This window comes from Massilia sp. S19_KUP03_FR1 (assembly GCF_036688685.1).
In the GTDB taxonomy this organism is placed as follows: domain Bacteria; phylum Pseudomonadota; class Gammaproteobacteria; order Burkholderiales; family Burkholderiaceae_D; genus JALYUM01.
This window is the reverse complement of record NZ_JAQQPS010000005.1, coordinates 213,761-226,975: the sequence shown is the minus strand read 5'-3', so window position 1 is coordinate 226,975 and position 13,215 is coordinate 213,761. Positions and strand designations below refer to the sequence as shown.

Here is a 13,215-nt window from a genome sequence, read left to right as displayed (position 1 = left end):
CGCATGCGCGATTTCACCCCTCCTCCCGTCACCGCAACGCCACCGGCGCGGCCATGGGTGCCGCTGGCGCCGGTACTATCGCGCGCCTCGTTCGCCAAAGGCGGGCATGCGCCCGTGGGCAACATCCTGGACGCCGGCCAGGTGCGCCTCGTCACCAGCGGTCGCGTTGCCATCGCACTGGCCCTGCGCGCGATGGGTGTCGCAGCAGGCGATATTGTCCTGATGCCGGCCTACCACAGCTTGTCGATGATCCCGCCGGTGCTGTGGCGCGGCGCCACGCCACGCTTTTATCGTGTCACGCCGCACGCCCAGGTCGACCTGGCCGACCTCGATGCGAGGTTTGATCACCGCGTGAAAGCCATCGTGGTCACCCATTATTTCGGGTTCATGCAGGACATGGCGCCAATCCGCGCCTGGTGCGACCGCAGGCGCGTCGCCCTGCTGGAAGACTGCGCGCACTGCTTCTTTGGTGAACAGGTTGGCGCGTCCGGCGACTATGCCATCGCCAGCAGCATGAAGTTTTTCCCGGCCTACGAAGGCGGCGTACTGGCCTCCCGGCGCCATGACCTGGCTGGCATCGTGCTGCATTGCGCCGGCGCCGGTTTCGAAACCAAAGTGGTACTGAACACGCTGGAACACAGCTTTGCCTATGGCCGATTACCTGGCTTGCGCCTGTTGCTGGCAGTTCCGCTGCGCGCCAAGGATCTGCTGTGGCGACTGCGCAAGGCGGGCAGCGCGCGCGCGCCTGCCCTGGCGCCGGCATCGTCCGACAGCGAAGCCGGCTTCGATCCGGCCTGGCTGGACAAGCGCTCGTCCTGGTTCGCGCGCCTGCTGCTGCGCCGCGTCGGGCATGCCCGCATCGTCGGGCGGCGGCGCGCCAACTACGCCGCCCTGCAAAACGCCTGCAGCGACCTGGCCGGCGCGCGTCCCTTGCACGCGGTACTTCCCGACGGCGCCTGCCCCTGGATGTTCCCGCTGGTCGTCGACGCCGCCGACACCGTGTTCGCGCGCCTGCAGCGCGAAGGCGTGGCGCTGACCCGCTTTGCCGAAACGCTGTGGGATGGCGTCGACGCGTCGGTGTGCGCCAACAGCGTGTACCTGTCGCGCCACGTGCTGGCCTTCCCCTGCCACCAGGAACTGCGTGCCGATGAACTGGCGTGGCTGGTCGATCGCATCCGCGCGGCGCTGCAGTCATGACGTGGACCTTGATGCCGGCCGCAGGATTTGGCGCGCACGCGCGGCAGTGGGATGCTCTGCAGGCGCAGACCGTCGCCTCACCCATGCTGCAGGCCGATTTCGTCGCCGCGCTGCTGGACGCGTTCAGCAACGGCGACGAACTGCTGGCGATCTCCAACGACGCCATGGCCATCGTGCGCCCGCACGGCCGCGGCAGCTGGGCGACATTTCAACCGGCCCAGGCGCCGCTCGGCATGTGGATCGAGCGTCCGGGCCTGGACCGCGCCGGCGCGCTGGCCAGCCTGCTGCGCGCCCTCCCCGGCGTGGGGCTGGTGCTGGGCCTGACACAGCTCGACCCGCTGCTGGCGCCCGCACCTGACGATGCGATGGAATACATCCAGACCGCGCGCATCACGGTCGCTGGCAGTTTTGTCGACTATTGGGCCGCGCGCGGCAAGAACCTGCGCAGCAACCTCAAAAAGCAGCGCGCGAAACTGACGGCAGACGGCGTCGATTTGCGCCTGCAAACGAGCACGCGGGCCGACCAGATGCTGGAGGCTGTGCGCGATTTCGGCCGCCTCGAAAGCGCCGGCTGGAAGGCACAGGCCGGCACCGCGGTCCACCTGGACAACGCCCAGGGCCGCTTCTACAGCCGCATGCTGGCCGCATTCGCTGCGCGCGGCGCGGCCAGCGTGTATCGCTACTGGTTCGGAGATCAGCTCGTGGCGATGGACCTGTGCATCCGCCAGGGCGACTGCATCGTGGTGCTGAAAACAACGTACGATGAAAGCGTGCCGAAGACGTTTTCGCCCGCCCTGCTCATGCGCGAAGACGCCGTGCGCGCCCTGTTCGACGAGGGCGGTACGGCCCGCATCGAATTTTATGGCAAGGTGATGGAGTGGCACACGCGCTGGACGGAACAGGTGCGCACTCTGTACCATCTCAATCAATACCGCTGGGCGGCGCTGCGGCGCCTGCACGCGCTTTCGAAATAAAACGGAGCAAGACCATGTACGTAGACAAAATCAAGACCCTGCTGACCGATGTGCTGAGCCTGGGCGACGCCGGCGCCGCCATGAACGCCGATACGCCACTACTGGGCTCACTGCCCGAACTCGATTCGATGGCGGTCGTGAACGTAATGGCGGCGCTGGAAGACCAGTTCGGCATCGTCATCGACGACGACGATATCGGCGCGTCCACGTTCGAAACCGTCGGCAGCCTGGCGGCGTTCGTCGAAGCACGGGTTGCACCTTCCGTGTCATGACACCGGCTGCGCCGTTCTATCTCGACGCCGCCGGGGGCGCGCGCTATTGCTTGTACCACGCGCCGGTCGGCATCTGCCGCGGCGCGCTGCTGTACGTCGCGCCGTTCGGCGACGAGATGAACCGCACGCGCCACCTCGCCGCGCGCCAGGCGCGCACACTGGCAAGTGCCGGGATCGGCGTGCTGCAGATCGACCTGTATGGCTGCGGCGACAGCGCCGGCGAATTCAGCGACGCGCGCTGGGAATTGTGGCAGGACGACCTGGCACTGGGCCATGCCTGGCTGCTTGAAAAACTCGGCTGCCCGGTGGGCCTGTGGGGCTTGCGCCTGGGCGCCTTGCTGGCGCTCGACTATGCATTCAAGGCCGCGCTGCCAGTGGAGCGCCTGCTGCTGTGGCAACCGGTGGTGCGCGGTTCCGCTTTCCTGACCCAGTTGCTGCGCCTGCGCCTGGCCGGTGCCCTGCTCGACGGCGAAACCGCCGGGCGCACCGGTACCAGCCAGTTGCGTGAGGCCCTGCTCGCTGGCGAGCCGACCGAAATCGGCGGCTACCTGGTGGCGCCCGAACTGGGCGCCGCCATCGACCGCGCCGACGCCTCAAGCGTCCCGCCAGTCAACATTCCGGTCGACTGGTTCGACGTGTTGCCCGCGCCCGGACGCCCGCCAGGTGCGGCTGCGGTCAAGCAGGTTACCGACTGGCGCATTCAGGGTGTCACCGTGCGCCTGCACGCGGTACACGGTTTGCCGTTCTGGGCGACGCAGGAAATCACCGATTGCCCGTCCCTGGTGGACGCCACCACGGCACTGTTCCAGGCGCCGACCCATGATTGCGCATCATGACTGAGCTTGCGCTGCGTTTTACCTGCGAAAGCGACACCCTGTTCGGCATCGCCAGCGTGCCCACCGCGCCGGCCGCGCGTGGCGTCGTGATCGTCGTCGGCGGGCCGCAGTACCGCGCCGGCAGCCATCGCCAGTTCACCTTGCTGGCGCGCGCCCTGGCCGCGCAAGGCATCGCCACGCTGCGCTTCGACGTGCGCGGCATGGGCGACAGCGAGGGCGCAGTGCGCCCGTTCGACGATATCGGCGCCGACTTGCACGCCGCGATCGATGCGTTCATGGCCTCGGTGCCGGCCGTACGCGAGGTGGTGCTGTGGGGCCTGTGCGACGGCGCATCGGCGGCAAGCCTGTACGCGCACCGCGACCCCCGCATCTCCGGCCTGGCCTTGTTGAATCCGTGGGTGCGCACCGAGGCCGGTGCCGCCACGGCCACCATCAAACATTACTACCGCGCGCGCCTGTTCGACAAGGCATTCTGGCACAAGCTCGCCAGCGGCAAGTTCGATGCCGGCGCTGCCGTGCGCTCGGCCTTTGGCCTGGCCAAAAGCGCTTTGGCCACTGCGCCAGCCGACGCATCCTCCCTGCCCGACCAGGTCTACCATGGCTTGAATACGTTTAACGGCAAGCTGCTGGTGATGCTGTCCGGCGCCGACCTGACGGCGCAGGAATTTGCCGACGCCAGCGCTGCCACCGATGCCTGGCGCAAGCTGATGGCGCAGCCGCGCGTCACGCGTCACGTGCTCGACGGCGCCGACCACACGTGTTCGCGGCGCGACTGGCATGACCAGGTCGCCGCCTGGACGGCGGACTGGCTGCGCGCGTGGTAAAGCGTGCGCTGATGGTGGCGTTTCACTTTCCACCCCAGCGCGGCAGCAGCGGCATCCAGCGCACCCTGAAGTTTGCCCAATATTTGCCGCTGTCGGGCTGGCAGCCGCTGATCCTGACCGCGCACCCGCGCGCGCACGCCGACACCACGTCCGGCCCCGACGGCGTGCCGGATAGCCTGGTGGTGCGGCGCGCCTTTGCGCTCGATACGGCGCGCCACCTGGCCGTCAGGGGCCGCTACACGCGCCTGCTGGCGCTGCCGGACCGCTGGGTGAGCTGGTGCCTCGGTGCGGTGCCGGCCGGTCTTGCCATGATTCGCAGGTATCGTCCGCAGGTATTGTGGTCCACCTACCCGATCGCCAGCGCGCACCTGATCGGCCTGGCACTGCATCGACTCACGGGACTGCCGTGGGTGGCCGACCTGCGCGATCCGATGTTAGATGCCGTCTATCCGGCCGATCCCTTGTCGCGCCGCGTGGCTGGCTGGATCGAAGCGAAGACCATCCGCGCCGCAGCGCGCGTGGTCTGCACCACACCGGGCGCCGTGCGCCACTATCGCCAGCTGTTCCAGGACGTGCCGCCCGAACGATTTTGCCTGATCGAGAACGGTTACGACGATGAAGATTTTGACGCCGCCGAAGCGGACGCATGCAAGCTCGTGAAACAGGCCGGCGCAGCGCTGACGATGCTGCACAGCGGGATCGTCTACCCGCTCGAGCGCGACCCGAAACCCTTGTTTGCCGCACTGGCCGGCTTGCTGCGCGACGGCAGCCTGACACCTGCGCGTTTCCAGCTGGTGCTGCGCGCACCGGTCCACACCGCCTTTTTACAGGGCCTGATCGAGCAATACGGCATCGCTACGCTGGTGACGATCGCCCCGCCGCTGCCCTACCGCGCGGCACTGGCCGAGATGCTGGGTGCGGATGCCCTGCTGTTGCTACAGGCAGCCAACTGCAACGACCAGGTCCCGGCCAAGCTGTATGAATACCTGCGTGCAAACAAGCCGCTGCTGGCGCTGACCGATCCGCAAGGCGACACCTGGGCGGCGGTTCGCGCGGCCGGCATCGATACGCTGGCGCCGCTCGACGATGCCGAAAAAATCGGCGCCGCACTGATGACCTTTATTGCGTTGGCCGAGGCGGGCAGCGCACCGCTGGCGCCCGACGCCGTGCGGCGCAGCCATGCGCGCAGCGCGCGCACGGTTCAGTTGGCGGCGCTGCTGGACGCGGTGGTGGCGGAAACGCGGCAGGCCGCAAAATCGTCAAAGGCGCCGTAGGCGTTCAGGCTGGACGCCGGGCCGCACAAGCGCACGCCGGTGCGCCGGGTCATGCGATCGACGTTGCGCGCGGGCGGCGTACCTTGCCACGTAAAATCTGCCGCGAGAGGATCACGCAGCAGGCCGCGTTGCGGGTGCATGCCGAGGTAGGCATACGATACAAACGACGTGCGGTTATCGCCTTCGCGCAGCAAAGCGCCATTCCGGGTGCGGATGCCGCCGTCGACCAGGTTGCCGTCGACGTTGGCACTGGTGCTGGCGAAGCGCACGTCGATGCCGGAGGTATCGATCAGGGTATTGTCGTTGACGACGCTGGCCGCCGCGCTGTTCAAATAAATGCCGACGTCCGAACAGGCGACGATCAGGTTGGCGCGCAGTTCGCCGCGCTCCTGCTCGGCGATGCAGCGCTGGTCGCGGCAGTATGGCTTGCCGGTACCGCCGCCGCCAAGCGACAGGCCGACCCGCTGGCCCGGCCGGCCCTGCAGCTTGTGCTCGCACCAGACCAGGTTCGACTCAAAAATGTTCTGCTTGCCGGCGCCCTTGAAGAAGCCGCCGTAGCTGACCTGGTCGCCCTGCTCCTTGATGAAATCGCTGATGATGTTGTGGCGAACCATCCAGCCGCTGGCCGCGACCAGGTCGATTGGCGTGACCGGATTGGCGGTGCGACGGCCGCGCGTGTTGCTCAGCGTGTTCGATTCGATCAGGCCGCCGTCGGGGAAGTGACCGTTGTCGCCGTTGATTTTAAAGTGGGCATTGAAGTTGGTGATGGTGTTGTTGAGCGCCGCGAAATGAAAGGCGCGGCCCACCACGTGGAAAGCGTGTTCGCAGTAATTGTCATCGCCACCCACGCCTTCGATGGTGAGGTTTTCGAAACGCCACCAGGGACCGGTGACGAGGATGCCTTCGACCGTCTCGAGTTCCAGCGTGACGCTGCCCGGCGCCAGCGCGCGCACCAGGATGGGCGCATCGGCGCGCCCGGTGCCACGCGCAGGCACGCCCTTGCCGGTGAACCGATAGCGTCCCGGCAGGAAGGTGATGATGTCGCCGGCGTGTGCGTCGCCCAGCGCCTGGCGCGCCTCGTCGGCGCTGCCGACCATGATTTCGCGCGCACCCGGTGCCGGGCGCGTGGCCACGCCGCCTGGCTGCGCGCCCAGGTTCAGGCGTAGCGTCGGCGCTGGCAAGCTGTCGCCGCGATCAAAACTGGTCAGTTGGGTAGCGACAAAGGTGCCGGCGCCGACGATGGCCGGGTTATGTCCGCTGGTGCGCTTGGCGATGTAGGGCGCCAGCGTGCGCGGCGCAATACCGCTTTTCTCGATGAAGGAAACCGCCAGCACCACGCCCGCTGCGAGCAGGGCCAGCGCCAGCAGCATGAACAGCTTGCGTTTGTCGAGCTTGCGCGCCGCCATCAGGTCGACGACTTGATGGCGTGTCGGCTCATCAGGTCATACAGGGTGGGCCGGCTGATACCCAGCAGCTCGGACGCCTTGACGATATTGCCGTCGACCCGCGCCAGCGCCTTGACGATGGCGCGCCCTTCGGCTTCGTCGCGAATCTGGCGCAGGTTGATCGGTTCTTCCTCGGCGCCGGCGTCGGGCAGGCCCAGGTCGTCGGCGACGATGCTGGTGCCGTCGGCCATGATGACCGCGCGCTTGATGCAGTTTTCCATTTCGCGCACATTGCCGGGCCAGGCATACGCCTCGATGGCGGCAATCGCGTCAGGCGCGAAGTGCAGCGCGGCGCGCGACTCCTGCGCGCAGAATTTATTCTTGAAATGGTGCGCCAGCAGCGCAGCGTCGCCACTGCGCTCGGCCAGTGGCGGAATCGTGATGACAATTTCGGACAGGCGGTAATACAAGTCTTCGCGGAAGCGCCCGGTGGTCGCCATTTCCTTCAGTTTCTGGTGGGTCGCGCAGACGATGCGCACGTCCACCGCAATTTCCTCATGCCCGCCGACGCGCTCGATGACGCGCTCCTGCAAGAAGCGCAGCAGCTTCGCTTGCAGCGACATCGGCAAATCGCCCACCTCGTCAAGGAAGAAGGTGCCGCCGTGGGCCAGTTCGACTTTGCCCTTGGTCTGCTTGGCCGCGCCCGTAAAGGCGCCTTTTTCGTAGCCGAACAATTCGCTTTCCAGCAGGTTCTCGGGAATGGCGGCGCAGTTAATCGCCATGAAGCGGTTGTTCGCGCGTGGACTGAGTTGGTGCAAGGCGCGCGCCAACACTTCCTTGCCGGTGCCGGAAGCGCCCAGCAGCATGACGGAGGCCGACGTCGGTGCGACTTTCTCGATATTCCGGCCGATTTTGAGCATGCCGGGGTCGCGCGTGATGAGGCCCGATAGCGGCGAATCCTGGGCCGCCAGGATGCGGCGGTTTTCCGCCTGCAGCTTGTGCAGGAAGAAGGCGCGCTGGATGACCAGGTTCAGCACTTCGGGATCACACGGCTTCTGGTGGAAATCGTAGGCGCCCAGGCCAATCGCTTTGACCGCGTTCGCATGGTCCTGGTTACCGGTCAACACGATGACGCGCGTATCCGGCGCCAGCGCCAGGATGCCCTGCAGCGTGGCCAGGCCTTCGGTGGAGCCGTCCGGATCGGGCGGCAAGCCCAGGTCCATGGTGACCACGGCCGGCTCATGGCGGCGGATATGGGCCAGCGCGGCTTCGCGGTCGCCCGCGATCACGACGTCATAATTGTCGAGACTCCATTTGAGCTGCTTTTGCAGTCCCGGGTCGTCCTCGATGATCAACAGTTTTTGTTTGGCGTGCGTCACGATGGTCCTCAATTGGTTGCAACTACGCGGCCTGTTCGACCGGCATCGCCGCACGCTGTTGCAGCGGCAGGATGACTGTAAAGGTGGTCCCGAGCGTGGGGGTGGAAAATACGTCCAGTGTTCCGCCCAGCTCCGTAATATATTCGCGGCTCTCGAACACGCCGATGCCCATCCCGGCCGACTTGGTCGACTCGAACGGTTTATACAAGCGCTCGCGGATGAATTCTTCGGTCATGCCCTCGCCAGTATCGGCAATTTCGATGCGCACCGCGTCATTTCTCTGGCCCACGGTGATGATCACGCTGCCCTCTTTCGGCGTGGCCTCAATCGCATTTTGAATCAGGTGGCCCACCACGCGCTCGAGCCGTTCGCTGTCGGCCACGATCGCCAGCCCGGCCGTTTCGACGCGCAATTCCGGGCGCGGCTCGAAGGCCGCCTTCAATGCCACCGCCTGGCGCACGACCTGGTCGACGGTCAGTGCACGCGGCGTCTCAGTCGCATCGCTGCGGCTGAGTTTTTGCAGCATCAGGCGCATTTTCTGCACCGAATAACTCACCGTCTCCATCATATCGGCCTGAAACTCCGGGTTGTCGCGGTGCTTGACGGCGTTCGCATTCATCAGCGACAACTGTGACACCAGGTTTTTCAGGTCGTGCACGACAAAGGTCGACATGCGGTTGAAGGACTCGAACTGGCGCGCCACCATCAGTGCATTAGCCGCGTCCTGCTGCGACAAATAACTGGCGGCCTGACTGCCGGCAATTTCCAGCAAATCGAACACTTCCCAGTTCAGCGTGACCGGGCTGCGCGATTTCTGCAGCACCAGGAAGCCGAACAATTTTCCATGCATCATGAACGGTACGACCAGCCAGTCGCGTCCCGCCTTCACCTTCAGCCAGCCGGGCAGCACCAGGCCTTCGTACTTGTCGGGATCCGCGGCAAACTCGTGCAGGTCGACCACCCACCGGGTCGACTCGAGGAACTGGCAAAACGCGGAGTCGGGCGCCTCGGTGGCGCTGGGCGGGCTCGCCTGCCACTGCGCCACTGGCTCGAACTGGCCGCTTTCGCCGCGCTGCCACAACACGCCGCCCGGGCTTTCCACCAGCGCCGCCACGGCCTGGATGGCACGGTCGCCCAGGCCCGGGCCGTGTTCGGACAGGATGCGGGTAAAGCGCATCCACTCTTCGCGGTAATCGTAGTTATAGGTATAAAAATGCTTGCTGATGAATACTTTCAGCCAGGAGCGGAAGGTGCCCGAAAACAGCACGCCGGCGAGCAGCAACAAGGCGCCGAACAGGAACGTTACCTGCATCACCGCGCCCCAGCTGCCGCCGAAGAATTTCAGGTAGTAGCCGGCCGAGCCCATCGCCAGCAGGTAGATGGCCGAGCCGAACAGGGCGGCCGAATGAAACATGACATTGCGCGACAGCGCCAGCGGCGACGTCCACGATTTGCTGCGCGCCACCGAGATGCCGATCAAGGGCACCGTCAGCGCATTGATCACGCCGCGCGCGGCCCAGATGTCAGCGCTCACTTCATGGAACAGCATGGTGTGGCTGTACATGTAAAAGTCGTACGCAAACATGGCGCAGATGCCGAGGCAGACAAACTTGATGCCCCAGCGCTCCTGCGCCGTCTTGTTGCGGTAGACCTGCTCGACCAGCAACATGCCGAACACGGCCATGCAGACGCGTGCGCCGACATTCGGCATGAAGCCGGCGCCGTTGTCGAGCATCAGGTCCCAGCGGCCCACGACGGTCGCGACCAGCATCACCAGGTAAAACACAGCGGCGGCGAGCAGCGCGGGACGCAGGCGGAATGGCAGGCGCGAATCAGGATCGCGGTAATTGCCCAGCATCAGCACCATAAAGATGGACCATGCAGCGTTGCGCAGGATTTCGAGGGTATCGGTCCAGACCGACCAGGGCCGGCCGTAGCCGTTTTCCCAGGAAATTGTCCCCGCCCACAAGGCGGTGAGCACGATGGCAATCGCCAGCATGGGGCCGTGACGGCCGCGCCAGCGCGTCAGCAGCAGCACTGCCAGCACGATGAAGGCGGCGCCGGCCAAGCCATAGCTAAAGGAAGCGATACTGTTCAAAGGTCACCATCGGGATCGATTGCCAACGTGGCAGGAAAGACTGGCGTGGCAGCGTGCTGCGGCGTGATTAACGCCCGCTGCGAAACAGCACCACCTTGAGCGTATCGATCAGCACCAGCACGTCCAGGAACAGACTGTTGTTTTTCACATAATACAAGTCATATTGCAGTTTTTGCAAGGCATCTTCGGCCGATGCGCCGTAACCGTAGCGCACCTGGGCCCAGCCGGTAATACCTGGCTTGATACTGTGGCGAACATTGTAGTACGGGACAACTTCAATGAGCTGTTCAACAAAATACGGCCGTTCCGGACGGGGGCCGACGAACGACATCTGGCCCTTGAACACGTTCAGAATCTGCGGCAATTCATCGATCCGGGTCTTGCGCATGATATTGCCGATGCGCGTGACACGCGGGTCGTTCTGCGCGGCCCACTGGGGCTTGCCGCCTTTTTCGGCATCGGTGCCCATGCTGCGGAATTTGTGCACGCGGAACGGCTTGCCATCGAGGCCCACCCGCTCCTGCGAATAGAACACAGCGCCGCGGTCTTCCAGGTAGACCAGGGCGGCGGCGGCCAGCATGATCGGAAAGGTAGCCACCAGGATGATGGTGCTGCAGATCAAATCGAAACTGCGCTTCATGAACGTGCGCGCGAAACTCTGGTCGAAGCCGCCGCCGAACACCAGCCAGCTCGGCTGCAGGGAGTCGACCCGAATCTGGCAGGTTTCGCGCTCAAAAAAGGTGGCGGCATCGGTGACCCTGACGCCCTGCAGTTTGCATTCGAGCAGTTCCTTGATCGGGAAGCCGCCGCGGCGGTTTTGCACCGACACCACGATTTCCTCGACGTTGTACTGGTTGGCCAGCGATACCAGCGAATCGCCGTCGCGCACTTTCAACAGTTTGGTTGGGTCGACGCACAGCTCTTCGTTCGGATTGACCAGGAAGCCGGCGATTTCATACTTGTGATAGGTGTCTTTTCCAACCGCCAAATCGGCACATTCCTTGGCCAACGGACCACCGCCGAGAAACAGGATGCGGGACTGCAAAAATTGCAATTCAGATGTCTTGAAGAAGATGACGCGCGCAGCCAGGATGCCGACGGCAGCCAGCGCAAACACCAGCACCAGCACGCCGCGCCCGAAATACAGGTCCGGTGCCACATAGAAAACCAGGGTCAGGATGATAAAGCCGAGCAAAAATGACGGCAACAGCTTGGTGAAGAACGGATTGCGCAAACCTTCGCTGAAATTGAGCTGGTACATGCCCATCGCACTCATGCTGAAGATGATGGCGCTGGCAAAGGCGAGCGCGGAGGTGAAAAAATGGTCGAGATCGCGTTTGTTGGCCAGTGCCGCGGGATCGAGGAAGCGTACCGCTGCCCCTGCGTACGCGGCGCCGAGGAGAATCAGCACTTCAATGAACAACAGGACAAAGACGATCTTGGATACGTAGTGGTTGGAAATGCGCAGCACTTCAGCCTCCGAAATTTGCAGGAAGTAAATGTGTCCAGCGCGCGGGTGCAGAACGACCGGTGCTGTGCTGCGCAAAGATGGTGCCGCGGTCAACGACGTAACAGTTATTCACGATATTACCTTCTTGTTTTGGGCTGGTAGCAGTCATAAACGCCACACCGAGAACCCAAGTGCCTCAATGGCGGACATGTCGAATTGCGATTTAACGTCGATAAAACAGCCGCCGTCATTCAATTTAGCGGTGATGTCGGACAGCGGCCGGGCTAACAGCTCCTGGTGGCTCACTGCCATCACCAGCGCGTCCGCTCGGCGCAGGTGGTCCCAACTTTTCAGTGCAATACCATATTCGTGTTCAGCCTCGGTATCAGATGCAATTGGATCGTGAACATGCACTTCCAGCCCATACGATTCCAGCTCGAGCACGATGTCGGCGACCTTCGAGTTGCGCAGGTCGCTGCAATTTTCCTTGAACGTCAGCCCCAGTACATTCACCAGGCCACCCTTGATGTGAAAACCGGCAGCAATCATCGACTTGACGGTTTTTTCGGCGACGAACTTGGCCATACCGTCATTGATGCGGCGCCCTGCCAGAATCACTTGCGGGTGATAACCGACCATTTCCGCTTTATGGGTCAAATAGTAAGGATCGACGCCGATGCAATGGCCCCCGACCAGTCCAGGGCGAAACGGCAAGAAATTCCACTTGGTGCCGGCCGCTTTCAGCACCTCAAGCGTGTCGATGCCGATTTTGTCGAAGATGATGGCTAGTTCATTCATTAGCGCGATGTTCAGATCGCGCTGGGTATTTTCGATGACTTTGGCAGCCTCGGCAACCTTGATGCTGGACGCGCGGTGCACGCCGGCGGTCACGATGGTTTCATAAAACGCGGCGATTTTTTCCAGGGTGGCGGCATCGTCACCCGAGACCACCTTGCGCGTATTGGTCAGCGTATGTTCCTTGTCGCCGGGATTGATGCGCTCCGGCGAAAAACCAACGTGGAAATCCTCCTGCCAGATCATGCCCGAGTGCTGCTCGAGCAGAGGGATGCAGATTTCTTCAGTTGCCCCGGGATACACAGTCGATTCGAAAATCACCGTGCAGCCACGCTGCATATGACGACCAACGGCGATCGTGGCTTTTGCGAGCGGTCCAAAGTCGGGATTGTGTGCGATATCGACCGGCGTGGGGACCGCGACCACGATGTAGTCGGCGCGTGCCAAAACAGCAGGGTCGGTTGAGACGGTCAGATGGCGTGCTGCCCGCAGTGCCGAGCTCGACGTTTCGCCAGAAGGATCGATATATCTCTGATAACTTTCAACCTTGGTGGACGACAGGTCGAAACCGATGGTCGTGCGTGCTTTTCCGAACTCGACAGCAAGCGGCAAGCCGACATAGCCTAATCCAACCACTGCAACGACATCGTCTGCTTTCATAACCGGCTTCCATTCTCGCATTCAAGCTTAACACCCGAAATTACTATAATGCAACGAATTCGCGCATTTTG

The 13,215-nt window shown here is 63.6% G+C and carries 11 protein-coding genes; 6 read left to right on the top strand and 5 right to left on the bottom strand.

Going from position 1 to position 13,215, the window contains the following annotated elements; all coding sequences use genetic code 11:
• Positions 1 to 3: 3 nt before the first annotated feature.
• The 6 genes from V6M87_RS07585 to V6M87_RS07560 are packed head-to-tail and all read left to right on the top strand — an operon-like array spanning position 4 to position 5,377.
• Positions 4 to 1,197 carry a DegT/DnrJ/EryC1/StrS family aminotransferase gene (locus V6M87_RS07585; protein WP_332875991.1) on the top strand — a complete coding sequence of 398 codons (1,194 nt, stop codon included), beginning with the start codon at positions 4 to 6 and terminating at the stop codon, positions 1,195 to 1,197.
• Positions 1,194 to 2,171: a GNAT family N-acetyltransferase gene (locus tag V6M87_RS07580; RefSeq protein WP_332875990.1), complete on the top strand. Its 978-nt coding sequence runs from the start codon at positions 1,194 to 1,196 to the stop codon at positions 2,169 to 2,171. Before V6M87_RS07585 ends, V6M87_RS07580 begins: the two co-directional genes overlap by 4 nt.
• Positions 2,172 to 2,185: 14 nt before the next feature.
• The gene (locus V6M87_RS07575) at positions 2,186 to 2,443 is read left to right on the top strand and encodes an acyl carrier protein (RefSeq protein ID WP_332875989.1); all 258 of its coding nucleotides are present in this window, start codon (positions 2,186 to 2,188) and stop codon (positions 2,441 to 2,443) included.
• A complete protein-coding gene (locus tag V6M87_RS07570; RefSeq protein WP_332875988.1) occupies positions 2,440 to 3,279 on the top strand; it encodes a hydrolase 2, exosortase A system-associated in 840 nt (279 codons plus the stop codon). The genes V6M87_RS07575 and V6M87_RS07570 overlap by 4 nt, the downstream gene beginning before the upstream one ends.
• On the top strand, positions 3,276 to 4,103 hold the full coding sequence (locus V6M87_RS07565) for a hydrolase 1, exosortase A system-associated (RefSeq protein WP_332875987.1): 828 nt from the start codon (positions 3,276 to 3,278) through the stop codon (positions 4,101 to 4,103). Before V6M87_RS07570 ends, V6M87_RS07565 begins: the two co-directional genes overlap by 4 nt.
• On the top strand, positions 4,097 to 5,377 hold the full coding sequence (locus V6M87_RS07560; RefSeq protein WP_332875986.1) for a glycosyltransferase: 1,281 nt from the start codon (positions 4,097 to 4,099) through the stop codon (positions 5,375 to 5,377). Before V6M87_RS07565 ends, V6M87_RS07560 begins: the two co-directional genes overlap by 7 nt.
• Here the strand turns inward: V6M87_RS07560 and V6M87_RS07555 are convergent.
• The 5 genes from V6M87_RS07555 to V6M87_RS07535 all read right to left on the bottom strand — a co-directional run bounded on the left by V6M87_RS07555 (position 5,305) and on the right by V6M87_RS07535 (position 13,144).
• The gene (locus V6M87_RS07555; RefSeq protein WP_332875985.1) at positions 5,305 to 6,783 is read right to left on the bottom strand and encodes a right-handed parallel beta-helix repeat-containing protein; all 1,479 of its coding nucleotides are present in this window, start codon (positions 6,781 to 6,783) and stop codon (positions 5,305 to 5,307) included. The two genes, V6M87_RS07560 and V6M87_RS07555, sit on opposite strands and share 73 nt — an antisense overlap.
• Positions 6,783 to 8,141 carry a PEP-CTERM-box response regulator transcription factor gene (gene prsR, locus V6M87_RS07550; RefSeq protein WP_332875984.1) on the bottom strand — a complete coding sequence of 453 codons (1,359 nt, stop codon included), beginning with the start codon at positions 8,139 to 8,141 and terminating at the stop codon, positions 6,783 to 6,785. Before prsR ends, V6M87_RS07555 begins: the two co-directional genes overlap by 1 nt.
• 22 nt (positions 8,142 to 8,163) lie before the next feature.
• A complete protein-coding gene (gene prsK, locus V6M87_RS07545; RefSeq protein WP_332875983.1) occupies positions 8,164 to 10,239 on the bottom strand; it encodes an XrtA/PEP-CTERM system histidine kinase PrsK in 2,076 nt (691 codons plus the stop codon).
• Between the two features lie 67 nt (positions 10,240 to 10,306).
• Positions 10,307 to 11,710 carry a TIGR03013 family XrtA/PEP-CTERM system glycosyltransferase gene (locus tag V6M87_RS07540; RefSeq protein WP_332875982.1) on the bottom strand — a complete coding sequence of 468 codons (1,404 nt, stop codon included), beginning with the start codon at positions 11,708 to 11,710 and terminating at the stop codon, positions 10,307 to 10,309.
• A 144-nt stretch (positions 11,711 to 11,854) separates the two neighbouring features.
• Positions 11,855 to 13,144 carry a nucleotide sugar dehydrogenase gene (locus tag V6M87_RS07535; protein ID WP_332875981.1) on the bottom strand — a complete coding sequence of 430 codons (1,290 nt, stop codon included), beginning with the start codon at positions 13,142 to 13,144 and terminating at the stop codon, positions 11,855 to 11,857.
• Between the last annotated feature and the right edge of the window lie 71 nt (positions 13,145 to 13,215).

What these genes read in the sequence shown, in the direction of transcription:
- V6M87_RS07535 (WP_332875981.1), bottom strand. Translation starts at nt 13,144, where the DNA reads ATGAAAGCAGACGATGTCGTTGCAGTGGTTGGATTAGGCTATGTCGGC.
- V6M87_RS07585 (WP_332875991.1), top strand. Translation starts at nt 4, where the DNA reads ATGCGCGATTTCACCCCTCCTCCCGTCACCGCAACGCCACCGGCGCGG.
- V6M87_RS07565 (WP_332875987.1), top strand. Translation starts at nt 3,276, where the DNA reads ATGACTGAGCTTGCGCTGCGTTTTACCTGCGAAAGCGACACCCTGTTC.
- V6M87_RS07555 (WP_332875985.1), bottom strand. Translation starts at nt 6,783, where the DNA reads ATGGCGGCGCGCAAGCTCGACAAACGCAAGCTGTTCATGCTGCTGGCG.
- V6M87_RS07580 (WP_332875990.1), top strand. Translation starts at nt 1,194, where the DNA reads ATGACGTGGACCTTGATGCCGGCCGCAGGATTTGGCGCGCACGCGCGG.
- V6M87_RS07570 (WP_332875988.1), top strand. Translation starts at nt 2,440, where the DNA reads ATGACACCGGCTGCGCCGTTCTATCTCGACGCCGCCGGGGGCGCGCGC.
- V6M87_RS07575 (WP_332875989.1), top strand. Translation starts at nt 2,186, where the DNA reads ATGTACGTAGACAAAATCAAGACCCTGCTGACCGATGTGCTGAGCCTG.